Here is a 26,907-nt window from a genome sequence, read left to right on the forward strand (position 1 = left end):
AAAGGTTAACCTAACCAAACCACAACCAAACCGCAACCATACCACAACCTAAGGGAAGTATAACGGCTGTCCCGCAGTGTAAGCGCAAAAAAAAGTGATCACCAATTTTATGATGACCACTAAATAGCAATTGCTGATTTTGAGATTTATGATTTTGAGATTTCTATAAGTTCAGCAATCTAACAAATCTCGAAATCTCGAAATCTCGAAATCTCGAAATCTCGAAATCCCGAAATCTCAAAATCAATGTATATACGAAGAACGCAGTTTAATCATCTTCCTCCTCCTCATCATCCCCATGCAAGTCAGCCAGGTGTTTCCTTAGATCTTCTTCGTCCTCATTATGAACTGCACAAAACTTTTTGATGGAGACATACCTTCTTTGTTTTTTATCCGGATCGTCGCCGTTCTCTCGGTCTTTGTCCCTGACTTCCCTCAACATTTGCTGGGCGGTACTTATGTGGCATCCATAGATTTGCGCCACCTCGAAAGCCCGGATGACCATTTGCACCCATTTCTTCCTTTTGAACATGGCCTCACCCCATGGATTTGCCTCGTCCCAAAACTTTGCCCGCAGTGCCAGGGTTTCACTGCTTTCCATTATTCCCTGCCGTAAGTCGTCAACGACCTCGCTAATTTTCCATGGCCGGTCGGTAATGACCGGTTTGTTGATCGTTCTTACCGGCGGTAACGGGCCATCTTCTTTAAGGGATGCAAGAAACAGATGAACAAGTGTAGCTTCAATTCCCAGGTGATCACAAAACTCCGACGTTCTAACCTTGTGGAAGAAAGTGTCTTTCCCTATTTTCTTTCCTACTTTTTTTAAAAGTTCGGAGGCAGTTGACCAGTCGCAGTTCATGAATTCCTTTACGTCATCTTCTTTAAGCGTGATAGTAAGCTGCTGGGCCGGGTAAAAATTGGTAACAACATAATATTGTTCTTCCATTTCATGGTCTCTGAGAAAACGACTTTCCCTGATGTTGCGGCGCTCGTGTTTGTTGAAAAGGGACATAGTGATACACTTTTAAAATTAAAAATGATCCCTTCCAGGAAACAAAGGAGCGCAGGAAAATGATGATCCGGTGTGATACTTGCAGATTTCAAATTTATATAATAAATGCAAACGGACAGCACAAAATTTCGGTTGACACCCCTGAAAATGCGCTGATGAACAGATGGTTTGTGCAAATAAAAAAGGCTGGGTTCCACCAGCCGGCGGACCCACCCTTATTAAGTAATTTTGAGCCTGTGGTCTCAAAGATTACCCTTAACGGATCTAAAACGGGTTAAAGGAACATTCATACTTTGAGCCCTGAGTCTCAAAGATCAGTTACGGGTATAAAACGGGCTAAAAAGGGAACGGGTAACCATATCAAGACGGCAATTTGTCTACGGGCGTTGTATGGATGCCGATAATTTGATGAAGATAAAAGCATGGCTGGCGGACGGGTTGACAATTAACAGGTTATTGAAGACCCGTCAATTTATCAATCGGATCCTGATATTCTTCCACCTCACCTTAATACCTCCTCCTGAATGGATCTGTAACGCAATAAAACCTTCACCCTGGCCTATTTTTTCATCTTTCAGGTAAACCATCTGGTGGCCATTCAGCCAGGTGGTTACTTCGTCATTAATAACTTTAATTTTTAATGTATTCCACTCGCCGGGTTTCAGCCACTGCTCATCTTCAGGTTTTGGTTTAATGATCCAGCCGCGGCCATACGATTCATAAATACCCCCGGTAAACTTATTCAAAGGGGCCACTTCTACCTGCCAGCCGCTGATCTTTACGCCTTCGATGCTCGAACGAAAAAATACCCCGCTGTTGCCGTTGGCCTCCTGCCTGAACTGCAGTGTTAATTCAAAGTTTTTATATTTTTCATTAGTACTCAGGTAACCGTATTCTTTGTCGGGACCGCTTTCACATACCAGTTCTCCGTTGTCTACATACCATTTTTCTGTGCCGTGGATCGTCCAGCCGGTAAGGTCTTTACCGTTGAAAAGCGATCTTTTCTTTTGAGCTGCCAGACTACCTGTTATCAGGAGCAATCCGAAAAAGAACCATATTTGTTTCATGTTCAAAGTTTATAGTTCAAAGTTCAAAGTTTATAGTTCAAAGTTCAAAGTTCAAAGTTTATAGTTGTTCAGTTATTCAGTTCTTCAGTTATTTAGTTGTTCAGTTATTCAGTTAATTATTAGGTATCGGATATTAGTGAGTTTTGAAGATTAGATTGTCGATAGTCGATTGTCGATTCACGATTGGCTTTGCCGTTTGCCGTCTGCCGTTTCACGTTTGCCGATCGCCGATTGTCGGTTGCCGATTGAGGGAATTTATGGCCGGATTACCCGATCGTCAGTTTCCTGATCAGGTCTGCATGTTGGGGATAGGCTGCCGCCAGCGTTGCCTGGCCGGCGAGTTCAAAATCGGCAAAATCGAAGCCGGGTGAAACGGTACAACCTACCAGGGCATAATCCCCGCCGGGCGCCACGCGGGCGGCAAACCAGTTGCCTGCTGCTATTACACATTGAAAGGATTCGTTGTTATCCGGATCGCTGCCAAGCCGGTGCTCAATGAGTTGCCCCTTCGCATCGATCTCATATACGATCAGCGCATCGCCATAATAGAAATGCCATACCTCATCGCTTTTGATCTTATGGAACGCAGAGAACTGATCCTGCTGCAGTAGAAAATAAATGCTGGTACAATAAGAACGGGCGCCTGTAAATGCAGATGGTAATGCCGCCAAAGGCGCCAAAAGCGGTGACCGGTATATTTCCCTGAAAGCCCCGCCTTCAATATGCGTTGCCAGTTGTAACCGGTTGATCCAATATTCGGCTGTTCGTTTACTCATACTTTAATGCTTAACGCTCAACACAAAGGCTAAGCGCTTCTTCTCAACAGGTGCTTCACGCTTTACCTTTTGCTTTCAGCGTTCCGCGCCTGCCTGCCGGCAGGCAGGTTCCGCGTTTCGCGTTAAGCGTTCAGCGTTTCGCGTTAAGCGTTCAGCGTTTCGCGTTAAGCGTTTCGCGTTTTATTGTTCTATAGTAACCTGCTTATCCTGCCGCGGCCCCCAATACCAAAATCGTAAGGAGTCCTTGATGCGGGTGGTATCTGCCGGTGTACCTGGTACATTAATGACTATTTTAAAAAGGCTCGAATCAGCGGCTGCTTCCAGTTGAACCCGGGGCTTTAATTTGTTATACATGTTCACTGCGGTATTCCTGAATTTCGTGGTTTGCAAAACGTATTTATACGTTTTTGACGCTCCAGGAGCAACAGGGGCGGCAGTGGCTGCTGTGGGTTGTGATGGCCGGCCGGAATCGGCTTCTGTTGCCGTAATAATTGCGCTGTCTTTTTTCATTACATCGTCCAGCGCCTTTTTGGGATCGTTTATATTTTGCAGATAGGAGGATGTTTGTCCCTCCGCGGTATCGTCACCGCTGGCTGCTGCGGTAACTGTATTGGTATCTGTTTTTACTTTGGAGGAGAACAAGCTGTAACCGCCCCACAGAATGATACCTATGCCTACTACCAGGCCCAAACCGATGGCCATTTTACGAATGGACGCATTGCGTGCCTCATTGGGATCCTCGTCAAAAACCGATTTCTTTTTAACGGGTTCATGCTCATGCGTGGTAAGCGGCGGGGGCGATTCAAGGCGTTGTACAACCGGTTGACCGGGTACAAACTCATAAACGCCGTCTTTGTTCTTCTGTAAAGTGCCGATGCCTTCAACGTGAAAAGGTTTGCCAATATTGAGCATCAGCTTGCCATCGGCTACAAAGGTTTCGAGATCCGATTCCGCCAATGGTCTGATCTTGCCGGTATGTTTGCGGATAAAATCGATCAGTTCCTCATCAGGCCGGGTAATTGTTTTCTGGGCAAAATGGATGTGTTCGATAAGGTCGCGGGCATTTTTATCCGCATGTTGTACGTCTACTGCATCATCAAGGTAAAAACTGCCTATACCTGGTAAGTTCAGTACCTTGTGCTGGTAAAAATACTGTGCTACTAATACCGAAATTTTCAAGAGATTAAGGATTTTTGGTGTAAGTTAAGTATTATTTACCTGTGCCACAAACAGGTGGGGGGAAGTTATTATTTTTGCAGGAAGTTTTATTCGTTGTGGATTAATTTATTACGCATGCTTACCGAATCAGAAAAGCGGTTTTTGGAATACTGGGAGGCGAATCGTTTACGGGAAAAAAAGATAAACAAACAGCTGTTGCTTGGCCTTCCCATCGGGTTGTTATTTGCGATCCCCGTACTTATTTTATTATTTTCCGGCAAATTCTGGTATCAGCGCGCCAATATGGAAGCAAATAGCCAGAGCAGTCCAATCATCCTGATGATTGCTGTAATATGTATTGCTGTTTTCGTGGCTATCTTTTACAAAAGGCATCAGTGGGATCAGCGTGAGCAGCATTACCTTGAATTAAAAGCGAGAGAGAAGAATGAGGAGCAGGAATAATAAAAGAGCTGTTACAGGTTACAGGATACAGGTTGCAGGGAGCTTGTAATATGTGGCCTTGCAACCTGAAACCTGTAACCTGCAACCTGCAACCGTAAAAAGCAGCTATCATCTTTATACCATTGTCTTTAACCTGGTCACTAATCAAAACAATCTCGATGAAAAATCTTGTCTGGGGTTTTTTGTGCTTAATTCTCTTTTATGGCTGTAAAAAGGAGTCGGGGTGCGGATACAACGAGCATAATATTGTAGCGCCGCTAAGCGAACAGCAATTGGTAAAAGATTACCTTACTTCCATTAACGTATATGCGGCTTCCAAGGATTCCAGCGGTTTTTATTACGAAGTATTACAAGATGGCGAAGGGGATAGTCCCAACCTTTGTTCACAAATAGAACTTTCATACACCGGCAAACTCACCAGCGGAAATGTGTTCGAGCAGAAAAACGCGGCCTTTACCCTGGGCTCCTCCATCGAGGGACTAAGAAAAGGCATTCCCATCATCAGTAAAGGCGGTCGCATCAAACTGTACATTCCACCTACACTTGCCTATGGTTCCAGAGAGGTCAAAGACGATGCCGGCAAAGTGATCATTCCCGCCAATTCCATCCTGATCTTCGATATTCAACTGACCGCGTTCTATTGACCGCCAGCGATGCAACCGGCTTCGGGTAACTAACAACTGTTAACTTCTTTTTACTACATTTGCGCAAAATGTAAACTCTTTGCCACACGAAGCCATTTCAGTATTTGATATTTTCAAGATCGGTGTAGGTCCATCCAGCTCCCATACATTAGGTCCCTGGCGTGCTGCCCAACTGTTTTTGCAATCATTGGAGCAACAGCAGCAGTTGTTACAGGTACAATCATTAAAAGTATTGCTGTATGGATCACTTGCCAAAACCGGCAGGGGGCACGGTACCGATATAGCTGTTCTGATGGGCCTGAGTGGGGAAGACCCTGTTACCTGCGACGTTGAGTTGATCAATGAAAAAGTTCAACGGATCCGCACCACAAAGAAGCTGTTGTTGCAGGGCAGGCATGCCATTGATTTTGATCCTGCCAATGATATTGATTTCCTGTTCACCGAATCACTGCCCTATCATCCCAATGCATTAACGTTTATGATCACCCTGCACAATGGTGATCAGCTCGCTTCTACTTATTATTCGGTAGGGGGTGGATTTGTTCAGCAGGAAAATGAGAAGAAAGCAGCCGCTACTGCTGTACAACTGCCATTTCCCATCGATACGGCAGATGACCTCCTGCACTGGTGCCGTAAAACCGGACTAAGCATCAGCGAAGTGGTTATGGAAAATGAACACAGCTGGCGGCCTGAGGAAGCTACCCGCAAAGGTGTTTTACAGATATGGCAGGTGATGAAAGAGTGCATGTACCGGGGCTGCCATAGCCAGGGTATGCTGCCCGGTGGCTTGCAGGTTAAGCGCAGGGCCGCTGACCTCAATAAAAAGCTTTTGCAGGGCAGATCCTACGAAGATTATGATTCATGGCTGAAAGCGATCCGCGCCGGCGGTAACAATTTTAAATACATTCTGGACTGGGTAAGTTGCTTTGCCCTGGCCATTAACGAAGAGAATGCTTCGTTTGGCCGTGTGGTTACGGCCCCTACCAATGGCGCTGCCGGGGTAATACCTGCCGTATTACATTATTTCGTGGTGTTCTGCGATGGTCACAACGATGACAGGATCCTGCAGTTTATGCTCACCGCGTCCGAGATCGGCAGCATATTTAAAAAAGGGGCTACCATTTCTGCAGCCATGGGCGGCTGCCAGGCCGAGATCGGTGTATCTTCTGCCATGGCGGCTGCGGCTTTAACGGAAGTCCTGGGTGGCAGCCAGCGCCAGACGATGATGGCCGCTGAAATCGCCATGGAACACCACCTTGGATTGACCTGCGATCCTATTGGCGGGCTGGTTCAAATTCCCTGTATTGAAAGGAATACCATGGGCGCTATTAAAGCCATTACAGCTTCCCAGCTGGCGCTGCAAAGCACGCCAGATTTTGCCAAGGTATCGCTCGATACGGTCATCAGGACCATGTGGGATACCGCCATCGATATGAGCCATAAGTATAAAGAGACAGCCGAGGGTGGACTGGCAGTGCATATACCGTTAAGTTTGCCGGAATGCTGAGATAAACAGTTGACTAGTTAACGAGTTAACTAGTCAACTTGTTAACTCATTAGCTTCCATTAGTTCATCTGCGCATTCACTTCAATCTGACTAATATCCATGTCGGAATAATCATGTAATACGTTATACAGCGTATCCCTTTCCACCGGCTTTCTTTTCGCCTGTTTGATCAGGGTCACCAGTTGCGCGGTGCTCATGGCCGGGTTTTGTTCTTCAGAACCGGCCATAGCGTATATTTTGGTAGAATCGTCGATGGTGCCGTCGATATCATTTACACCAAATTGCAAAGTGAGTTGGGCATTATGACGGCCGAGCATAGGCCAGTACGCTTTCAGGTGCGGGAAATTATCCATATATAACCGGGCAATGGCATACATGCGCATATCTTCAATTACGCTCGATTCTGCCACATTGCTCATGTCGTTCTCTTTATTGCGGAATTTCAGCGGAATAAATGTATTGAAACCTCCGGTTTTATCCTGCAGCTGGCGCAGCCTTTCCATATGATCGATGCGGTGACGGAACTCCTCGATATGGCCATACAGCATGGTCGCATTGCTGTGCATGCCCAGCTTATGGGCGGCTTCATGAATGCGCAACCAGCCCTCCGCATCCACTTTGTCGGCACAGATCTTTTCCCTTACCTCGGGATGGAAGATCTCTGCACCTCCGCCTGGTAATGAATCCAGGCCGGCTTCATGCAGGTATTTCATGCCTTCTTCTACAGTCATTTTGGCTTTGCGGAACATATAATCCAGCTCTACCGGTGTAAAACCTTTGATATGCAGTTCAGGCCGGTGTGCCTTTATTTTCCGTAACAGACCGGCAAAGAATTCCAGGTTCAGTTTGGGATGAACGCCACCCACGATATGCACTTCAGTTACCGGTTTGCCATCGTAGCTTTTTACAATGTTCAGCATCTGATCGGTGGTGAGTTCCCAGCCTTCTTCGCGGTGTGCGTACAAACGAGAGTAGGAGCAGAAAGAACAGGCAAATACACACACATTGGTTGGCTCAATATGAAAATTGCGATTGAAATAAGTAGTGTCACCATGCAGGCGTTCGCGCACAAAATTGGCCAGGGCGCCTACGAATGGCAAACCTGCCTGTTCAAATAATAATAATCCGTCTTCGGGGGAAATACGTTGCCGGTTAACAATTTTTTCGGCAATAGTGCGGAGGGCCGGATTTTGTTCTGCTGCAATAACCTGCTGAATGTTAGTACTCATTGATCTGGGATTTTCGCTATGTATGTGTAACAATAAACGGGCACAAAGTTAGGGGAAATCGTGAAAGGCGAATGGTCAATGATGAATGGGGGAGTTACCGGTTACCGGTTGCCAGGCCCTTAACTCGTACTGCCCGCCTGTGATCATCTGCCATTAATTTAAGCCCCGGTAACTGGTAACCGGCGACTGGTAACTTCTCCCCTTTAGGGGCCGGGGGTTACATTAATGCCCCCGCAATCGTTCCGCACATCAAACACGCAATGGTACCGCCTATAAGGGCTTTTACGCCCAGTTCAGTAAGGTTGCGGCGCTGGTTGGGCGCCAGCTGACTGATACCGCCGATCTGGATGCCGATAGAAGCAAAATTGGCAAAACCGCAAAGAGCATACGTGGTAATGAGGATGGATTTTGGATCAGCGATCTGCCCCGATGATTTCATGCTGCCAAAAGAAACATAAGCAACAAACTCGTTCAGGATGGTTTTCTCACCCAGCAACTGGCCCACCTGGATCATTTCATGGCTGTTCACGCCAATAAGCCAGGCTACCGGCGAGAAGATATACCCGAGCAGCATTTGTAACGATAAGGAATCATAACGGCCATTCGTTAAACGGGCGATATCGTCGTTTATGCTGAACCAGTGGCCAACGGAACCCAGGATCCAGTTGCACAGGTACATGAGGGCGGTGAATACGATGAGCATGGCGCCTACGTTGACGGCCAGTTTCAATCCATCGGTAGTACCCAGTGAGATCGCATCCAAAAAATTATCACCGATCTTTTCCTTCGGCACCTTCAGTTCCTTGATGATGGTCTCATTCTGGGGGAACAACACTTTCGACACCACGATGGCAGCAGGGGCGCTCATGATGCTCTGGCTTAACATGTGCAGGGCAAAGTACTTTTGCTGTACAACGTCATTTCCGCCTAAGAAGCCAACATAGGCAGCCAGCACACTGCCGGCCGTATTGGCCATACCACCCACCATGATACACAGCATTTCACTGCGGTTCATTTTATCGAGGAAGGGCCTGATCATCAGCGGCGCTTCTGTTTGTCCAAGGAATATATTGGCGGCGGTGGATACGCTTTCAGGGCCTGAGATGCCCAGCTTTTTCAGCATCCAGGCAAATACATACACTACTTTTTGCAGAACACCCAGGTAATACAACATCGCAGAGAGGGCTGCAAAGAATATAATATTGGGCAGAACCTGTACGGCAAAAATATAAGCCCAGCTTCCATTGGCATTGGCCAGGTTGCCAAAAATGAACTCAATACCCTTATGACCGATATTGATCAGGTCAACGAATTTATCTGATACCCAGCCAAAAATGATTTTGATAAAATTTACCTTCAATACACCTAAGGCAAAGCACACCTGGGCTACCACACCAATGCCTACCAGTTTCCAGTTAATGGCCCTTCGGTTATTGCTCAGCAGGAAACACACGAAGATCAGGAAGAACATCCCTAATGCGCCGCGGGCAATGTTTTCAATTACAGGGGTCATAATGCTATTTTGGTGTGTTAATGTGAACCGCGCCGGTTTTAACCGTGACACGGTTTCCTGGTATTTTCAGTATAAAATTTACAATGGTTCGTGTTTATCCCGCTTCGGCAGAATAGACGCGAACCATGGCCAGCATAAAGGGTATGACGTAGCAATATAACGGATAAATTTTAATTCCCAATAGGCTGCTGTAATTATTACCGTAAAAGGGGAGCGGGGCCTGCAGCAACAAAAAAGCGATCCCCGAACAGGATCGCTACAATAGTTTGAATATCGTATGGGAGCTTACATATGCGCTTTGATCTTCTTCTCCAGGGTGCTTCTGGGCACTGAACCTACCACTTTATCTACCACTTTCCCGTTCTTTATAAACAGGATGGTGGGAATGCTCGTGATGTTATACTTCATACATACATTCGGGTTATGATCTACATTCAGTTTGCCGATATTCACTTTACCGCTGTATGATTTTGCCAGGCTTTCTACCACCGGTCCTATTTGCCTGCACGGACCGCACCAGGCGGCCCAAAAATCTACCAGCGTCAATTTATTGGAGGAAAGTACTTTTTGCTGAAAGTTGGCGTCGGTAAATTCCACCGCACCGCCGCCCGCAATGTTATTGTTTACAGTAAGACTGTTTTCGGGAGTTGTATTTTGGGCCATCTTGTGATCTGCCAGCATCAACAGGGTAATAACCGGAGTTAAAAGCGAAAAGAAAAACGGTGATTTCATGTACGACATTCATTGAATAATGCATAAAGATAATAAAGCCGGTCACGGTTTCAAATGATGACCGGCTTTATTATGTTACATAAAAACCCCGCTGCCGGCGGGGTCTTGTAAAGACGTTGTTCGCAACGTGCTTAAATATGCTGTTCGATCTTTTTTACAAAGTTGCTTTTAGGTTGTGCGCCAACCAGTTTATCTACCACTTTACCACCTTTGATGAAAAGGATAGCAGGGATGGAAGTAACACCATAGTTAATAGATAACTGTGGGTTATGGTCAACGTTCACTTTTCCCACGTTCACTTTACCATCGTATTCTTTCGATAATTCTTCAATTACCGGCCCGATAGCGCGGCACGGACCACACCACTCAGCCCAAAAATCAACCACCGTTAATTTATCAGAGTCGAGGACCTTGTCCTGGAAGTTTGTGTCTGTGAATTCTAAAGCCATAAAGTATATATTTTAAAGTGTAAGTTTATAAATAAATTCTTAAACGTTTTCCAAAGTTTTTAAAAGTTCAAAGTTTAAAGTTTACAGTTTAAAGTTCAACGCTTTGAGCCTCATAAGTAATAGTCATCCTCAAAAATTCACAACCAGCAACCTAGAACTTTGAACTTAGATCGTCGAATTCTGTGCCATGCCGTTGCCTTACCATTCCTGTCAGGTGTTAAAAAGCTGTTTCATTGGTAAAACATTGATCACATTGCTTTTAAGCTTTTTTATGCCGTGACAACCTGCACATCCAGCTCGGGCCGGCTCTGGAGAAAAGCAGCCATTTCGTCATTCATCTCAAATCCATTCTCCACGGTCGCGAGGCTTACCCTGCAGAAAGACTTCATGTCTTTTACATTGAATTTCAATCCTGAACGCCCGGGGAAGCGCTTCAGGTTCTTTTCAAAGAAACGGATCAGTTCTTCCGTAATGTACCGTGCTTCAACATCTATTATAACCTGTTTGGTAAGGTTTTGTTTAATGCTCTCCAACAAACTGATTTTATCGATCTTGAACTCAAACTCCGTTTTATTGAACCGGGGTTTGAACTGACCGGTCAGGAACAGATTCTTGCCTTTTTCGAGGTAGTTGGTGAAGCGCATATAATCATCGCTCCAGAGCATGAACTCGCTTTTACCTGAGTAATCTTCAATGATAAAAGAACCGAACTGACGCCCGGTGCGGGTAACCCGGTGCTGGGCATCCGTTACCAGTCCGGCCAGCCTGAAGACGCGGCCCGGGTTGCTTTGCAAGGCCAGGGTTTCTTTTATTTCATTGAACTCGGCCATGGTAGTGATGCCGTAATGTTTTATTTCGAAGCGGAAATGATCGAGCGGGTGACCACTCATGAACATGCCCGTAACCTCTTTTTCGTAATTGAGTAATTCTGTCAGCGACCATTGTTCGCATGGCGGAATTTTGGGTGGCGCTATTTCCATCACCTCTGTAAGCCCGCCAAAAAGGGTATTGCTGGTATTTACGTGCTGCGCCTGGTATACGTTACCAAACCGTACGATCTTTTCGAGGCCTGTGCTGGTATCGTTCGGCGGCGTAAAGAAATACTGGGCACGGTGCAGCTCGGTAAAACAATCGAACGCCCCGGCATATACGAGACTTTCCAGTGTTTTCTTATTCACGGTACGCTGGTTCACGCGTTTTATCATATCGAAGACCGACTGATAAGGTCCATTCTTCTCACGTTCGTCGATCAGACTTTCCACAGCGGCTTCACCAACGCCTTTCAGTCCGCCAAGACCAAAGCGGATATCGCCGTTCTTATTAACCGAGAAACCTTTCTTCGATTCGTTGATATCGGGGCCCAGACAGTTTATGCCCATCCGCTTACACTCTTCCATAAAGAAGGTGATTTTTTCTATGTTGCCGGCGTTGTTCAATACCGCCGCCATATATTCGGAAGGGTAGTGGGCTTTCAGGTATGCTGTCTGGTACGCCACATAGGCATAACAGGTAGAGTGCGATTTGTTAAAAGCATATTGGGCGAATGCTTCCCAGTCGGTCCAGATCTTTTCCAGCTTTTCAACCGGATGACCTTTTTCAGAAGCGCCTTTCACGAACTGGGCCTTCATTTTATCAAGCACCGCTTTCTGCTTTTTACCCATTGCCTTACGCAGTACGTCGGCGTCCCCTTTACTGAAACCGGCCAGCTTCTGCGCCAGCAACATCACCTGCTCCTGGTATACCGTGATGCCGTACGACTCCTTCAGGTATTCTTCCATTTCAGGAAGGTCATAGGTGATGGGCTCCCGGCCGTGTTTGCGATCGATGAAGTTGGGAATGTATGCGAGCGGACCGGGCCGGTACAGCGCGTTCATCGCAATGAGGTCGGCAAACTGGTCGGCCTTCAGGTCGCGCAGGTATTTTTGCATCCCGGGACTTTCGAACTGGAATGTGCCAACGGTTTCCGCTTTCTGGTACAGTTCAAATGTTTTAGGATCGTCGAGCGGTATTGTTTCAATGTCAAGGTCTACCCCATGGTTCTCCCTGATCATGCGCAGCGCATTCTTGATAATGGTAAGGGTTTTCAGACCCAGGAAGTCCATCTTGATCACGCCGGCGTCTTCAATGATACTGCCTTCAAACTGGGTAACCCACAAACTGGAGTCCTTGGCGGTACTAACCGGAATAAGGTCTGTAAGGTCTTTAGGAGCAATGATGATACCTGCTGCGTGAATGCCCGTGTTCCGCACAGATCCTTCCAGCCTTTCTGCTTCATGTAATACGGTAGCGGTAAGGCCCTGCCCGTTGTAGATTTCACGCAGCTTTTTAATTACTTCAATTTCATCGGGACCTATACCTTCTTTTTCTTCCAGCGATTTTTCGCCGTCTTTGGCAGTGAGGGGGGCATGCAGTACACGGCCTAATTCAATACCCGGCTTTTCAGGCACCATTTTAGCCAGGGCGTTTGATTCTGCCAGGGGCAGATCGAGCACCCGGGCTACGTCCTTGATACTACTCTTGGCAGCCATGGTACCATAGGTAATGATCTGTGCTACCTGGTTAGTGCCATATTTTTCTACTACATAGTCAATCACTTTCTGGCGGCCTTCATCGTCGAAGTCCGTATCAATATCCGGCATCGACTTACGATCCGGGTTCAGAAAGCGCTCGAACAGCAGGTTGTATTTAATGGGATCTATATTGGTAATGCCGATACAATAAGCCACCGCACTACCCGCCGCTGAACCACGGCCCGGACCAATGAACACGCCCCGTTCACGGCCGGCTTTGATAAAGTCACTCACGATCAGGAAGTAACCTGCAAAACCCATGGTCTTAATGGTGAACAGCTCAAAATCGAGCCGCTCCTGGATCTCGGGCGTAATATCGCCATAGCGCTCTTTGGCGCCCTGGTAAGTAAGGTGTTTCAGGAATTCCCATTGGTTCAGGTTATTGTCTTCATGCACCTGGAACTCTTTTGGCAACGGGAACGCCGGCAACAGGATATCCTTTTTCAGGTTCAGCAGTTCCACGCGGTCAACGATCATATTGGTATTATCGATCGACTCGGGAATATCGCTGAACAGCTTCTTCATTTCCTCCTGTGTTTTGAAGTAAAACTGGTCATTGGGAAATTTGAAGCGGCGGTCTTTTATGTTGGTATCGTCGTTTACAAAATCATCGAAGCCGGGTGTACTTTTCTTTTCACCGGTGTTGATACAAAGCAGGATGTCGTGGGCATTGTAATCGTCCTGATCCGTATAATGACTGTCGTTGGTGGCAATAACAGGTACATTATATTTTTTCGAGAACTTCAGCAATACCTGGTTAATGATCTCCTGCTCTTTCAGGTTGTGCCGTTGTATTTCTATAAAATAATCTTCGCCGAACATATCGAGCCACCATTTGAATTCCTGCTCGGCTTTTTCTTCCCCATCATGCAGGATGGTTTGCGGCACATAGGCCCCTATACAGCAGGTGGTGGCAATGAGGCCTTCTTTGTATTTTTCAATGAGACCTTTATCAATACGGGGATACTTGCTGTACATGCCCTCTATATAACCCAGACTGGTCAATTTAACGAGGTTCTGGTAACCGGTCTTATTCTTTGCCAGCAGTACCTGGTGGTACCGTTCGTCTTTTACTTCTTTGGAGAATACTTTCCGGTGCCGGTCTTCCACTACGTAAAATTCACAGCCCACGATCGGTTTTACTTTCAGGCTGCCATCTTCATTTTTATGTTTATAAGCTTCGGAAACAAATTCAAAGGCCCCGAACATATTGCCGTGGTCGGTAATGGCAATGGCGGGCATATTGTCTTTGATGGCCTTTTTATACAATGCCTGTATCGACGCTGCACCATCCAACAACGAAAATTGGGTATGAACATGAAGATGAGAAAACTTACACATTTGTTGTTCTTCGGTTTGTCTGTTCTAAGTTTTTAGTTGCCGGCTCTTTTCTGGTGAAGTAAGACGTTGGAAGTAAGAAGTAGGAATTTAGCTGACTTTTAACTTCATAATTCTGCTGTAACCTCAGACCTGCCTGCCGGCAGGCATCATACTTCTTATTCCGGACTTCTTATTCTTTGGTTTGACTTACATTCAATTGACTCATTATCAACAATGAATTAGCTAAAATAAAACACGAAATTGTGGTATAAAGTTCTTTAATCAATAGTGAACGGGAAGAAATTCTATCCACACGGCCTGAATAAGTTATTTATGCTCGAATGGGGCACAAGGCTAAAGGCACAAGGCTAAAGGCACAAGGCTAAAGGCACAAGGCTGAAGGCACAAGGCTAAAGGCACAAGGCTGAAGGCTCAAGGCTAAAGGCGGAAGGCTGAAGGCCCGCCTGTCCTAACGCTACGGCGGGCGAGGCAAGATGAATGTCGACAGGCTGCCCGAATGCCGAGAGGGGGCGCTAAGCGTTAAGCGTTCAGCGTTAAGCGTTTTATTTAGGCATTTGGCAATGTATTTGCTATTTTTGAGCCCTGTCCCGCCATGTCGGGTGTCTTGCAACTTAAAATGTCCAACCTGTGAAGTATCTGATTATTATTATATCCGTCCTGTTGATGTATACCGCTCCGGCGGCAGCACATCATCCGTTCTTCCCCGGGAAGCTGGCGGCTGACACTTCTGTTTATCCCGTTAATGATCCTGAATTTATTGAAGATATTGTTGCAGGCGGCAATGAAGCTGACCAGGACGGGAAATCAAAAAAGAAAGGTGCTGACAAATCTTCCAAAAGCAGCACTACATCCACAAGATCAAGAAGAGTTACCAGTCCTACCGAAAAGCTGGCAGCCTTAACGCCCGAAGAGGAGAACATGATCTCCGATCTGAAGAACAAGAACCGAAAAGCCATTGGTATTGAGCTAATTGCGCCGTTACAGTTTAAATACGCCATTTTACTGGATATGCCGGTGGAAATGATCAATGACAGCAAACTGCTGGAATTGATCGACAGCTGGTATGGCACAAAATATAAATATGGGGGAGATACCCGTGAAGGTGTTGATTGCAGCGGATTTGCAAAAGCTTTTATGAGCTCCTATTACAATGTTGAGCTTACCAGGAGGTCGCAGGACCAGTACAAGCAATGTACTACCAAAGTGAAAAAGAAAAAGTTGATCCAGGGCGACCTGGTGTTCTTTAAGACCAATGGCTCAAGAGGCGGCATTAACCATGTGGGGATCTTCCTGTGCAATAATAAATTTGTACATGCTTCTACGAGCAGCGGAGTGATTATCAGCGATCTGGATGAGGAATATTACAAAGCGAGGTATGCCGGCGCAGGGAGAATAGTGAAATAGACAATAGGCAATAGACAAAAACAATTGGCAAAAAACAAAGATGCTTTTTGCCAATTGCTTATTGATTCCAGGTAAATTTTGCTAAGATATATTCAGAGAGTAGGTGTATAAACGGGTAATAACCAATGTCTTTCGCCCATTGGTGCTGATTTCCCACAGGATATTGGAATTAACATAGTTCAGGAGAATGTTTTCCAAAGAGTATATTGAATTAACTTATTTCGGGTTTTCCATTATCACATCATCACATCATCACATTCTGTTACGCTGCCACTGAGAGCGTGATAACCGTTCCTTCGTGGCGTTGATTGTAAATATTGATATTTCCACCCATTTTGCGGGCTGCGGCTACTACCTGGGAAAAACCATGGGCTACGGTGCTATGGAAATTGGCGCCATTATTCTTTACGCGGATCTGCACGCCTTCAGGCTTTTTAACGGCTTCAACGCGAATGCATGCGCCATGCGAACCGGCGATGGCATTGTTTAACAGATTGCCAACAATAAAAGCCAGCACCTGCTCATCGGCATTCAGTTGAAAAGATTCATCTACATCATTTATAATGAAACTCTTCTGGTTTACGGCCAGTGGAACGAAGCTGTTCAGCAGGCGGTCGACCAGTTGATGCAGGGGTACAGAAGCAGCTGTGGTAGTTTGAGTAAACGTTGTTGTGGCAAATTGAGGAACTGACAAGCTTTTCATAAAAGATATTTTATTTATGGCGAAATAAAAGTCTCAAAGGGATACGAACTAAAAACGGAAATTATACGCTACGGATCAGCTGCATTCATCAAAGTACGGATCAGCTATATTTCATCAGGGACCTGTTCAAGAACTCCAGCATTGTGTTGCTGAGTCAAAGTAACGACGCGAATGAGGCGAAAGCATCAAACAAGCTATTGTTCTATAAAAAAATAATCTAAAGCATAAAAATGCACTAAAGGTTTTCCTGTAAAATTGATGTGTTTTTTCGTGCAATTAGTTACAGCCAAATTTTGCAATAAGTGAGATTTTTACACTTATCAACGTTAGTTTGACAATTAACGTTAAGAAAATGCAAATGTGAGTGAATTGGTGAAACTATTGCTTACTCCCTGTTTCCTTTCCTCCCAGCCTCAATCGTTTCCTGATCGTTTGCCAAACGGGCATTACATCGGGCGAAAGTTGCAGATACAATACACCAGTGCCAAATAACAATATGAACAAACCGCTGCGTACTATGATGGAGACTAAACCCTGCGAGTTGCTAAACAAAAAATAGCAGGGTAAATAACACGCAACGCCCAGTAAGATGGCATAGAGGGTTTTTATGGTGAAAGGCTGCATGTTGAATTTCCTCCATAAAAAAACGAACCGGATGGCATTGTACACGATCATTGCAAAAAGGTTAGCAATAGCGGGGCCCACCTCCTGGAGTTGCAGGGTAAGAAAATAATTGAGCGGTAATGTGATTGCCACCAATATAATTCCACTGATCAACTCGACTTTCCAGTAACTGCTGGTACCTATGATCTGGGAATTTACCCCCGTGCCCATATCCACTATCTTTTGGAGCCCTATAAAGAAGAAAACGATTCGTGCATCCAGGTAGCCCTGTTTTAACTGGAACGTATGCACCCCATCGGTGAAATTCAGCCATATTAACAAAAACATGGCAATGGAAAAGATGAGCTGATTGATACTGCTCCGCTGATAGATGAGGCGGATGCGGCCATAATCTTTGTCTTTCCAGGCCTGCGCCAGGGCAGGAATGGAGGCTGCGGTGATGGCTCTTTGCGGCGCCTGTACCAGGCTTGAGATATTTTGCGCCAGTGTATACACCCCAACGTTGGCCATACCACTGGTTACTACAGCAGCTATCACCAGCGTATCAAATACAGTGGAAATATTAAGCACCAGTGAACTGAGCCAGACAAACAGTCCCAGCCTCACTATTTTTTTAGAGAACTTTTTGGTAACGCGGCTGAACGTAAATGTTATATGCAAATGCTTTTTGTACACCAGAAAAACAAGCAACACCAAAGCAATCCCTATATAGGTAAAAGCATAAATTTTAATGAACAGGTCAAAGTCCCTGATCACCCCAAAAAACATGAGCACAATGAGAATGGTGGCAAACAACCGCCACAATATTTCCTTAAGAAAATTGGTCAACACCGATTTGCGCAATTGCCAGGCATAGGCCTCCAGGATGGTATATACCGAAAGGCCGAGGCCGAACGGGAAAAGCCAGTAATAATAATAAATGAGCTCGGGTGAGTGTTCGGCATATTTGCGTACCACGAAGTCCTTGAACACAAAGCCGCTGATCATAACAAATGCAAAAGCTGACAAGCTGGTCACCAGGGCAATGGTGATCATGTCATTCTTCTGCGGCGGCAGGTTATCATTGTAATAGGGATAAAACTTATAAATGTAGTAGGTTATTCCAACGTTTGAGAACGCCAGCATGATGGTGCCAAAAGCCATGAAGGACCCAATAAGACCATACTCTACCTCTTCAAATCCTTTTGCATACAGGTAAGTATTCAGCAGACCGATCGCAAATCCTATATACACCAAAAAAGAAGAAATGATACTTTGCCGCCGAATACTCATTCTTTAATCATTAATTTTATTAATTCACGACTTTCCGCTTCCTAGGGCTGAGGGCTTAAGGCTTAGAGCTGAAGGCTTAAGGCAAAACGCACCACTGAGCTACTTAATTCCCCAGGTCTGCTTTTAAAAACAAAACAAGCATTCGGCTTTTAGCCTTCAGCTTTGAGCCTTTAGCGTTCCGCATTCAGCTTTTTAGTGTTAACATAAAAATTTCTGTCAACACTGAAATGTGAAGCATTTGCATTGCCGGTAACGATGGTCCATTCTTCCTGGGGGCGGATCCATTTTTCCTCATTGCCCCATTTGACCTTTACCGGCATGGTAAATCCTTTAACGCAATTGGTGAACCGGAACCGCAGCTCTTTTCCTTTTATCGTGTATTCCAGCGTCGGGATCCTGGTGGTGCGAAGATATTGATCAAACACCTTTGAAAGATCAATGCCCGCCTGACGGCTTATATAGTTTTCCACCTCCCGGGTGGTAACTGTTTTGTGATAAAAAGTTTTGTTCAGTCCGCGTAAAATGGTGCGGAAGGTGGAATCATTGTTAATGATCTGCCGGATGGTATGCAACAGGTTGCCCCCCTTGTAGTACATATCACCGCTGCCTTCCTGGTTCACACCATAGGGACCAATGACGGGAATGTCGTTCTGGATCAGTTTTCGCGTACCTACACAATACTCATTACCGGCTTCAACCCCATATTCGCAGGTAGTGAACAGGGTTTCGGAATAATTGGTAAACCCTTCATGCACCCACATATCGGCAATGTCGTTGCTGGTAATGTTGTTGGCAAACCATTCATGCCCGCTTTCATGTATAATGATGAAATCCCATTTCTCGCCCCAGCCACTGGCCGACAGGTCGCGGCCCAGGTAACCATTTTTGAACTCGTTGCCATACGCCACTGCGCTTTGGTGTTCCATGCCGAGGTGTGGTGCTTCTACCAGCTTGTACCCGTCTTCATAAAAAGGATAGGGGCCAAACCAGTACTCAAAACATTTCAACATCCGCGGCACCTGTTTAAACTGCTTTCTGGCTTTCTCAAGATCATAATCCAGTACCCAGTAATCGCAGTCGAGCTTTCCTTTATCCCCCGCAAAGTCTTCATGCCAGGTTACGTATTTGCCTATATAGGGAACGATGTTATAATTATTGATAGGATTGGTTACCTGCCATGTATAAGAAGTGGTGCCGTTGTTATTGGCTGTTTTTGCCTGCAGGCGGCCATTGGCTACAGCTACCAACGTATCGGGTACAGTGATACTTACACTGGCGCCGCTGTCGGGTTCATCGCTTTGGTGATCCTTGCAGGGATACCATACACTGGCGCCAAGGCCCTGGCAGGCAACGGTCATCCAGGGACGGCCCTGTTTATCCTTGCTCCATACCCAGCCGCCATCCCAGGGGGCCCTGACTGCTTCCCGGGGCTGGCCATGAAATCGTACTTCAATGACCTGCGTTGAATTAATAGCCAGGTTCGGCATGGTCACAAACCAGGCATTGCCTTCCTGCTGAAAGGCGAGTCTTGTTTTACTTTCCAATGCATCATTTATGGCAACCGGGCTATTGCCGCTATATGCGGCTAAAAAGATACTGTCGATGATCATGGGTTCCTGCAGGTCGAGCTGCAGTTTATTGCCTGCTCCTGATACACGAATGGTAAGGCGGTTCTTTCCCTGGATGGTTTTGGTGACATAATCAGGGGTAACCTGGATGTCATAGCGTAAAACGTTCCACCAGGCCCGTTCGGGGGTAATGGTGCCCCGCAGGGTATCCTGCCGGGTATACTGCTTTTTATGGTTTAACGGTTGTGCGTCGCAGGAAGCAGTAATGAAAAGGAACAGGGTGCAATGAAGGATTAAAAATAAAAAAGTATTCGATGAACGGGTTTGTTTTATCTGAATCACTTGATATATTTTAAATTAGCAAATTAGCAAATCGCGTTCCCGCAAATACGGAGAGGCTGTTGCTAATTCGAACATATATGAATCGTAAAGTTATATTTTTTGCAGTCTTTTCCGGCGCCATTTTGTTTAATGCATGCGGCAGTCGTACAGGCGGCAATAAACAGGTGTTCCACTACAATGAGGCTACCGGTATAGCCACGTTAGACCCTGCCTTTGCCAAGAACCAGTCGATCATCTGGGCCGTTCACCAGTTATACAACACACTGGTGGAAACCAACGACGCCCTGGAGATCGTTCCTTCGCTGGCCTATAGTTGGGACGTATCGGCTGACCGCAAGGTTTATACCTTTCATTTACGGCCCCATGTTTTCTTTCATGACAGCGATGCTTTTCCGCAGGGGAAAGGGCGTAAATTAACCGCTTTTGATGTTGAATACAGCTTCAGCCGCATTATAGACCCCGCCACGGCCAGCAGCGGCGCCTGGATATTCAATGACCGGGTGGCCGGCAAACAGGGTTTTAAGGCGCTGGATGATTCTACCTTTCAGCTGACCCTGAAATCGCCCTTTGCGCCTATCCTGGGTTTATTGAGTATGCAATATTGCTCCATTGTGCCCAAAGAGGTAGTGACTAAATATGGACCCGATTTCCGCAGCCATCCCTGTGGTACCGGTCCGTTCAAATTCAAAGCCTGGGAAGAAGGGCAGGCCATGATCCTGCAGAAGAATGAAAAGTATTTCGAACGCGACAGCACCGGGGCATCTCTGCCTTACCTCGATGGTATCAAGATCACCTTCTTTGACAGCAAGGCCACCGAGTTCCTTTTGTTCAGGCAGGGGGAGCTGGATTTTATCAATGATATTGATCCTTCGTTCAAGGATGAAATACTTACCAAAAAAGGAGAACTGCGCAAAGAATGGCAGGGTAAGATCATCTTATCAAAACATTCTTACCTGAATACCGAATACTTGGGCATTTTGATGGAAAAGGACAATCCCCTTGTGAAGCAGTCGCCATTGCGTTTCAAACAGGTTCGCCAGGCTATAAATTATGGGTTCGACCGGCGGAAGATGATCATGTACCTGTATAATTCGAAAGGCATGCCCGCAGAAAGCGGATTTATTCCGGCCGGGCTGCCGTCATTTGATGCTGAAGCGGTGAAAGGATATACATACGATCCGGCCAAAGCCCGTGCTCTGCTGCAGGAAGCCGGTTTCCCCGATGGAGAAGGCCTGCCTGCCATAAAACTGCTTACCATTGCCACCTACAGCGACATTGCCAGTTTTATTGCCCGCCAGCTGGAAGAGATCGGTATTAGGATACAGGTAGAAGTGATCCCCAAAAGCCTGTTACTGGAGCATACGGCCAAATCAGTGGCGCTGTTCTTTCGTGGCAGCTGGATCGCCGATTTTCCGGAAGCGGAAAATTACCTGAGTGTGTTTTATAGTAAAAATCCAGCGCCGCCTAATTATACCCGTTATCACAATCCGCAGTTTGATGCATTATACGAACAGGCCATGATAACGGAAAACGATAGCCTGCGATATAAATTATATCAGCAAATGGATCAACTGGTCATCGATGATGCGCCGGTGGTGCCGTTGTGGTATGATGAGGTGATAAGATTAGTGCACCCTCACGTGAAGGGCTTTCATGCGAACGGGTTGAATTTGCTGGAGTTGAGGCGAACGAACCTTAAATAGTTTATAGTGTATGGTTTTTGGTTTATGGTTTGTGGTAGATTGTTGTTTTTTGTTCCTGGTTAAAAGTTTGTTGTTTGTGGTTTGTTGTTTGTGGTTACCGGCGTGTTGCCGATTATTGTGAGCTTAAAAGTTAAGGAACCACAAACCATAAACTACAAACCACAAACCACCAACCATTTATTGTTTTAGCTTACTCTTAAAAACCTTCTTAAACTTTTCCACCTTCGGCCTGATAACGATATTACAGTAAGGTTGTGAGCCGTTCTGATTATAGTAATCCTGGTGGTAATTCTCGGCTCTATAGAATTTTGTAAAGGGGGAGATCTCGGTTACAATGGGGTTATTGAACGCACCGCTTTTATCGAGTTCCACCTTATATTTTTCGGCTTTCTCTTTTTGTTCATTATTGTGATAGAAGATAACACTCCGGTATTGCGTACCAACATCATTTCCCTGCCGGTTGAGTGTGGTAGGGTCATGCGTTTGCCAGAATACTTCCAGCAATTCATCAAAGCTGATCTTTTTGGGATCATACACTATTTGTAAAACTTCTGCATGACCGGTATTGCCGGTACAAACTTCTTTGTAAGATGGGTTGTCAACATGTCCGCCACTATAGCCGGAAGTAGCAGAGATAACGCCATCCAACTGTTGAAAGATGGCTTCGGTACACCAGAAGCAACCGTTACCAAAAGTAGCGGTATCGGTAGCTGTGTTTGTAACATTATTGGTAGTTGTAGTCATATCCTTACTTATATTCTTTTTTGCTTGTTGCTTTTGGGCACAGGAAAACAGGGTTGCCAGGGTTACCAGCGCACCGGTGAAGAGTAGCTTCATACCATATTGATTTAACAGATAGATCATCGTTTTGTTATAAACACATCATATACGCCGGGTGTGCTGTGGCAGATGTTAACAATTTACAAAAGTACAGTATTCGCGGTTTTGAATAGAGACCCGGGGTGTGCGATCAAATATGATGAGGAAGAAAGAGGCAGCAAGTAAGAAGTAAGAGAACGAAGTAAAAAGCAAGAAGCAGGCGGTAATCTAAAAAATACGGGTTCTTTTTACGTCCTGCTTCTTACCTCTTACTTCATACAAAAAGTACGAGTGGTTTAAAGTCGCGATGTATCATCCTGAAGATTATCTTCTTCGTCTTCTCACCGTGGTTGTGGTTTTAGAATAATGTCTGCCCCTGGGGCCATGAACGGTAGTGGTTTTACGGGTAACGCGGTAATTGTTCACGGCAACCTGGTGGCGGGTTCTCACCGAAACCGAGGTAACGCGCATGGGTTTGTATATGCTGTGCGCCACTACAACCCGCCGGGTAGTTACTACTGCATAATGCGGGCGGTAACGGTAGCGCATGGGCCGGTACACGTGCCAGGCCAGCGGACGCCAGGGGCGGTACCAAACCGGCCGGGCCCGCCAGGTAAAGGGCGAAACCCAAACTACATAAGAAGGGGCGTACACAAACCGAACACAGGGCCATGCCCATACATTCACCACGATACCGAGGTTGGCATTTTCTGTATTGGGACCGCCAGTCAGCCCGGAATAGCCGTCGCTATAAGCATTGGCGCGACTGTCATCCGGCTCAACAATGGTTTCTTCGCCAAAAATGTCCTCATCGCCAACGATGTCGATCACGGCATTTTCCGAACCGGTTTTTTCCAGCTCTATCACGGCAATGTCCTGGCTTTCATTGTCAGCGATCAGGGCTTGTAACACAAAGATCTGCACGTCATTTTCACGTTTGTTCACGACGCGGATATAATCGGTGTTGCCATCTTCGTTAAGGTCGAGGTTATTTACTTTGCTATCTTCAGTATTGAGGAGTTTTTCAAAATCTTCAGGTGAACCCGCTTTTTTAAACAGTTCGAGGGCGCCCTGGAGGCTGAAGTTATCGCCGGGTACACGGGCCGAATCTGCTACCGGGTGTTGGGTTTGGGCTTGTAAAGTGCTTGCAGTGAGGAAAATAAGCACTCCGGGTAAAAGATGCTTCATGTGCAATTGATTTGCGAGATCAGACGGAATATTAAAAGAAAGGTTTAACCGGGGTAAAAGGGTAAAAAATGCATATTAATTTCTAAAATATATTGGAATGGAATTGCAGGTTCGAATTACCTGTTGTATTATTACGACCTGCTATATGGTTTTACTATGAGGAAGCTCGAGAATTTACTGATCATCATTGTGCTGATAATATTGTTCTATAGTGCATCGAAGTATGGTGATGCTTCAATAGATGTGCATTTTCATGATACTTTTTATGTGATCAACAGTGCATATATAGGAGGCTGGTTTGCTGTATGGCTGCTCATTATTTTTTTGCTGTTTAAGGTAGTAAGGCGGAGGCACCATTATGTATCTCCATTGATTACGCTTACTTATACTACACTCACATTGTTGTTTTTTTGCGTATTCCTGCTGCTTGGGCTGGTAAATGGCGCCTCCAATGGAGCAGGGTTTTCCAACGCTGACCTCGATGCGTTGATCTTCCGTAATAAGTTGAGAGTGGTGGCCGCCTGGTGCCTGCTGGCAGTTCAGGTTATTTTTCTGACATATTTTGCTGTTCAACTTTTGAAAAAGCGGGCGGTCCAACGCTAGTGTGCAATGTATGACTATGTTCCGGGGCAGCACATTACCCACTACCAAAAAACTATCCTACCTTTGCCGGTTCGAGAGGAGTTATTTATATGAAGTTTTTTCCTGAATCGGCGTTATCACAACTGGAGTTTGATAAAGTAAAGACCTTGCTGGAAGAGCATTGTAAGACAGAGTATGCGAAAACCAGGTCGCAGGAGTTGCGCATTCATACCCGTAAGGAATTTATTGAACTGGAGTTACAACAAAGCCACGAATACAAATTACTGATAGAGCACAGCATGTATTTCCCCAATGATTACGTGCTGAACCTGGCCAAAGAGTTGCGATTGCTCGGCATTCCCGGCGGCGTATTGACCGGTGAACAGTTTATACAGGTGCGTAAACTGGCCGAAAGCATGCAGAATATTTTCCGCTGGTTCGATAGTGACCGACGGCTGGCCTATCCTGCGCTGGTAAAAGTGATTGAAGACACCTATTATGAAAAGGTGATCATGGAACTGATCGATGATGTATTGCTTGAAAATGGCGAGGTTAAAGACAATGCATCAGAAGAGCTGGCCCGCATTCGCAGCACCCTGTACAGGCGCCGTACCGAATTGCGCCGCCTGTTCGATAAGATCGTACAAAAGCTCAGCAAAGCCGGTTATACAGCTGATATTGACGAAGCGTTCCTCAATGGCCGCCGGGTAGTGGCTATTGTGGCAGAGCAAAAGCGGCAGGTAAAAGGGATTTTACACGGCGAAAGCGATACCCGCCGTACTTCCTTTATTGAGCCGGAAGAGACCATCGAGCTGAACAACGAAATATTTTCCCTGGAAAATGAAGAGCGGCGGGAAGTGTACCGCATCCTGCAGCAACTGACAGCCCGCCTGGCCATGTACGCTCCTTTGCTGAAGACCTGGCACCGGGTGTTGGGTGAATATGACTTTATTCAGGCCAAGGCAAAGTTGGGACTGGATATGAACGGCAGTTTTCCCCAGTTGAACGACAAAGCGCATGTGCATCTGGTGCAGGCCTATCATCCCCTGCTATACCTGTACAACCAGAAATCGAAAAAAGCCACTATTCCGGTTGATGTAACGCTGGATGAAAAGAACCGCATCCTGGTGATCTCTGGTCCAAACGCCGGTGGTAAAACCGTTACCATGAAAACGGTAGGGCTCACCCAACTGATGATCCAAAGCGGTTTGCTCGTACCGGTACATCCGAATTCGGTGTTTGGTATCTTCAAACAAATAATGATACATATTGGCGATACGCAAAGCATCGAGTTTGAGTTAAGTACTTACAGTTCGCACCTGTTGCATATGAAGCATTTTATTGAAAATGCCAATGGCAAAACCCTGTTCTTCATCGATGAGCTGGGAAGCGGTAGCGATCCCAATTTAGGGGGTGCTTTTGCCGAGGTGATCATGGAAGAGCTGGGCCATAAACATGCCATGGGTATTGTTACCACCCATTACCTGAACCTGAAGGTAATGGCCAACAAAACACCCGGAATCATTAACGGCGCCATGGCTTTTGATGAAAAAAGCCTGTTGCCTTTATATAAACTTACTATAGGTAAACCCGGTAGCTCTTATACGTTCTCCATTGCAGAACGAATCGGGCTCGATGCGAAATTGATCAACAGGGCGCGCAGCCTGGTAGATGAAGGTCATTTCCGGCTAGATAAACTGCTGAACCGCGCCGAGCAGGATGTGCGCGAGATTGAAAAGAAGGAAAAGGAGCTGTCGCGGCTGATCAGGGAAAATGAAAAGCTGAACAAAGAAATGCAGCAGGTAATAAACAAGGAAAGGCACCAGCAGCAGGTTGAGTTGTTGAAACACCAGAACAAGATCACGGAAGACCGTATTGCATACCTGAAAGACATGGAGCGTAAACTGAAGCAGCTGGTGTTCGACTGGAAGAAAGCGGAAGAACAGGAAGATAAAAAAGACCTTATCAGGCAGATGCATGCTTTGTTGTTCAAGCAGCACCAGAAGCAGGCAACAGAGAAGGTGAAGAAAAAGATCAATTCAAAATATGATGAAGTTGGTGGCGAAGTGCAGGTAGGCGATAAGGTGTTGATGAAAAAGAATCACCAGGTAGGGGAGGTTAGAGAATTACGTGGTAAGAAAGCGGTAGTCCAGTTGGGGTTGATGCCGATTACCGTTAATGTCGACGATCTGGTGGTTGTTACTGAAAAGCAGAATGAAGAGTAAGTTCATAGTTCAAAGTT

At 45.9% G+C, this 26,907-nt stretch carries 22 protein-coding genes; 7 read left to right on the plus strand and 15 right to left on the minus strand.

All coding sequences use genetic code 11. The features are described from left to right. Nucleotides 1-268: 268 nt before the first annotated feature. The 5 genes from JUB15_RS02795 to JUB15_RS28895 form a co-directional block, all read right to left on the minus strand. Nucleotides 269-1,012, minus strand: coding sequence for a hypothetical protein (locus tag JUB15_RS02795; RefSeq protein ID WP_207510794.1), 744 nt, complete (start codon nucleotides 1,010-1,012; stop codon nucleotides 269-271). Nucleotides 1,013-1,479: 467 nt separating this feature from the next. Then, the gene (locus JUB15_RS02800) at nucleotides 1,480-2,079 is read right to left on the minus strand and encodes a 3-keto-disaccharide hydrolase (RefSeq protein WP_207510795.1); all 600 of its coding nucleotides are present in this window, start codon (nucleotides 2,077-2,079) and stop codon (nucleotides 1,480-1,482) included. 266 nt (nucleotides 2,080-2,345) lie between these two features. After that, nucleotides 2,346-2,855, minus strand: a complete 510-nt coding sequence (locus tag JUB15_RS02805) for a cupin domain-containing protein (RefSeq protein ID WP_207510796.1) — start codon at nucleotides 2,853-2,855, stop codon at nucleotides 2,346-2,348. 180 nt (nucleotides 2,856-3,035) lie between these two features. Continuing rightward, the gene (locus JUB15_RS02810; RefSeq protein WP_207510797.1) at nucleotides 3,036-4,034 is read right to left on the minus strand and encodes a hypothetical protein; all 999 of its coding nucleotides are present in this window, start codon (nucleotides 4,032-4,034) and stop codon (nucleotides 3,036-3,038) included. Between the two features lie 86 nt (nucleotides 4,035-4,120). Beyond that, nucleotides 4,121-4,222, minus strand: a complete 102-nt coding sequence (locus tag JUB15_RS28895; RefSeq protein WP_500778628.1) for a hypothetical protein — start codon at nucleotides 4,220-4,222, stop codon at nucleotides 4,121-4,123. Here JUB15_RS28895 and JUB15_RS02815 point away from each other — a divergent pair. The 3 genes from JUB15_RS02815 to JUB15_RS02825 all read left to right on the plus strand — a co-directional run bounded on the left by JUB15_RS02815 (nucleotide 4,176) and on the right by JUB15_RS02825 (nucleotide 6,626). Beyond that, nucleotides 4,176-4,475 carry a hypothetical protein gene (locus tag JUB15_RS02815; protein ID WP_500778629.1) on the plus strand — a complete coding sequence of 100 codons (300 nt, stop codon included), beginning with the start codon at nucleotides 4,176-4,178 and terminating at the stop codon, nucleotides 4,473-4,475. The genes JUB15_RS28895 and JUB15_RS02815 overlap by 47 nt on opposite strands. Nucleotides 4,476-4,633: 158 nt before the next feature. Next, on the plus strand, nucleotides 4,634-5,119 hold the full coding sequence (locus JUB15_RS02820; protein ID WP_207510799.1) for an FKBP-type peptidyl-prolyl cis-trans isomerase: 486 nt from the start codon (nucleotides 4,634-4,636) through the stop codon (nucleotides 5,117-5,119). Between the two features lie 79 nt (nucleotides 5,120-5,198). Then, nucleotides 5,199-6,626, plus strand: a complete 1,428-nt coding sequence (locus JUB15_RS02825) for an L-serine ammonia-lyase (protein WP_207510800.1) — start codon at nucleotides 5,199-5,201, stop codon at nucleotides 6,624-6,626. Between the two features lie 59 nt (nucleotides 6,627-6,685). Here JUB15_RS02825 and mqnE read toward each other — a convergent pair whose 3' ends face one another. The 5 genes from mqnE to dnaE all read right to left on the minus strand — a co-directional run bounded on the left by mqnE (nucleotide 6,686) and on the right by dnaE (nucleotide 14,460). Continuing rightward, the gene (gene mqnE / locus JUB15_RS02830) at nucleotides 6,686-7,855 is read right to left on the minus strand and encodes an aminofutalosine synthase MqnE (RefSeq protein ID WP_207510801.1); all 1,170 of its coding nucleotides are present in this window, start codon (nucleotides 7,853-7,855) and stop codon (nucleotides 6,686-6,688) included. A 217-nt stretch (nucleotides 7,856-8,072) separates the two neighbouring features. After that, nucleotides 8,073-9,368: a NupC/NupG family nucleoside CNT transporter gene (locus tag JUB15_RS02835; RefSeq protein WP_207510802.1), complete on the minus strand. Its 1,296-nt coding sequence runs from the start codon at nucleotides 9,366-9,368 to the stop codon at nucleotides 8,073-8,075. Between the two features lie 285 nt (nucleotides 9,369-9,653). Then, complete coding sequence (gene trxA / locus JUB15_RS02840; protein ID WP_242696169.1) at nucleotides 9,654-10,100, minus strand: thioredoxin; 447 nt, start codon at nucleotides 10,098-10,100, stop codon at nucleotides 9,654-9,656. Nucleotides 10,101-10,231: 131 nt separating this feature from the next. Further along, nucleotides 10,232-10,549 carry a thioredoxin gene (gene trxA / locus JUB15_RS02845; protein WP_205513397.1) on the minus strand — a complete coding sequence of 106 codons (318 nt, stop codon included), beginning with the start codon at nucleotides 10,547-10,549 and terminating at the stop codon, nucleotides 10,232-10,234. Between the two features lie 269 nt (nucleotides 10,550-10,818). Further along, nucleotides 10,819-14,460: a DNA polymerase III subunit alpha gene (gene dnaE, locus JUB15_RS02850; RefSeq protein ID WP_207510803.1), complete on the minus strand. Its 3,642-nt coding sequence runs from the start codon at nucleotides 14,458-14,460 to the stop codon at nucleotides 10,819-10,821. 627 nt (nucleotides 14,461-15,087) lie between these two features. Here dnaE and JUB15_RS02855 point away from each other — a divergent pair. Next, the gene (locus JUB15_RS02855; RefSeq protein WP_207510804.1) at nucleotides 15,088-15,864 is read left to right on the plus strand and encodes a C40 family peptidase; all 777 of its coding nucleotides are present in this window, start codon (nucleotides 15,088-15,090) and stop codon (nucleotides 15,862-15,864) included. A 262-nt stretch (nucleotides 15,865-16,126) separates the two neighbouring features. On the opposite strand, the gene JUB15_RS02860 is transcribed toward JUB15_RS02855, so the two are convergent. The 3 genes from JUB15_RS02860 to JUB15_RS02870 all read right to left on the minus strand — a co-directional run bounded on the left by JUB15_RS02860 (nucleotide 16,127) and on the right by JUB15_RS02870 (nucleotide 20,373). Further along, on the minus strand, nucleotides 16,127-16,567 hold the full coding sequence (locus JUB15_RS02860; RefSeq protein ID WP_207510805.1) for a sensor histidine kinase: 441 nt from the start codon (nucleotides 16,565-16,567) through the stop codon (nucleotides 16,127-16,129). A 378-nt stretch (nucleotides 16,568-16,945) separates the two neighbouring features. Beyond that, complete coding sequence (locus JUB15_RS02865) at nucleotides 16,946-18,463, minus strand: lipopolysaccharide biosynthesis protein (RefSeq protein WP_207510806.1); 1,518 nt, start codon at nucleotides 18,461-18,463, stop codon at nucleotides 16,946-16,948. A 170-nt stretch (nucleotides 18,464-18,633) separates the two neighbouring features. Continuing rightward, nucleotides 18,634-20,373, minus strand: a complete 1,740-nt coding sequence (locus tag JUB15_RS02870; RefSeq protein ID WP_369411484.1) for a M1 family metallopeptidase — start codon at nucleotides 20,371-20,373, stop codon at nucleotides 18,634-18,636. 77 nt (nucleotides 20,374-20,450) lie between these two features. Here JUB15_RS02870 and JUB15_RS02875 point away from each other — a divergent pair, with 77 nt between their 5' ends. Further along, entirely contained in the window at nucleotides 20,451-22,076 is a 1,626-nt protein-coding gene (locus JUB15_RS02875) for an ABC transporter substrate-binding protein (protein WP_207510807.1), read from the plus strand. A gap of 177 nt (nucleotides 22,077-22,253) precedes the next feature. On the opposite strand, the gene msrA is transcribed toward JUB15_RS02875, so the two are convergent. Both msrA and JUB15_RS02885 read right to left on the minus strand, forming a co-directional pair. After that, nucleotides 22,254-22,913: a peptide-methionine (S)-S-oxide reductase MsrA gene (gene msrA, locus JUB15_RS02880; RefSeq protein WP_207510808.1), complete on the minus strand. Its 660-nt coding sequence runs from the start codon at nucleotides 22,911-22,913 to the stop codon at nucleotides 22,254-22,256. A 306-nt stretch (nucleotides 22,914-23,219) separates the two neighbouring features. Next, nucleotides 23,220-24,083 carry a hypothetical protein gene (locus JUB15_RS02885; RefSeq protein WP_207510809.1) on the minus strand — a complete coding sequence of 288 codons (864 nt, stop codon included), beginning with the start codon at nucleotides 24,081-24,083 and terminating at the stop codon, nucleotides 23,220-23,222. 156 nt (nucleotides 24,084-24,239) lie between these two features. Between JUB15_RS02885 and JUB15_RS02890 the strand changes: the two genes are divergently transcribed. Both JUB15_RS02890 and JUB15_RS02895 read left to right on the plus strand, forming a co-directional pair. Beyond that, nucleotides 24,240-24,686, plus strand: coding sequence for a hypothetical protein (locus JUB15_RS02890; RefSeq protein WP_207510810.1), 447 nt, complete (start codon nucleotides 24,240-24,242; stop codon nucleotides 24,684-24,686). Between the two features lie 89 nt (nucleotides 24,687-24,775). Then, complete coding sequence (locus tag JUB15_RS02895) at nucleotides 24,776-26,890, plus strand: endonuclease MutS2 (RefSeq protein ID WP_207510811.1); 2,115 nt, start codon at nucleotides 24,776-24,778, stop codon at nucleotides 26,888-26,890. Nucleotides 26,891-26,907: the final 17 nt, after the last annotated feature.

Origin of the sequence: Longitalea luteola (genome assembly GCF_017356035.1) — a bacterium.
Taxonomy (GTDB): Bacteria; Bacteroidota; Bacteroidia; order Chitinophagales; family Chitinophagaceae; genus Niastella; species Niastella luteola.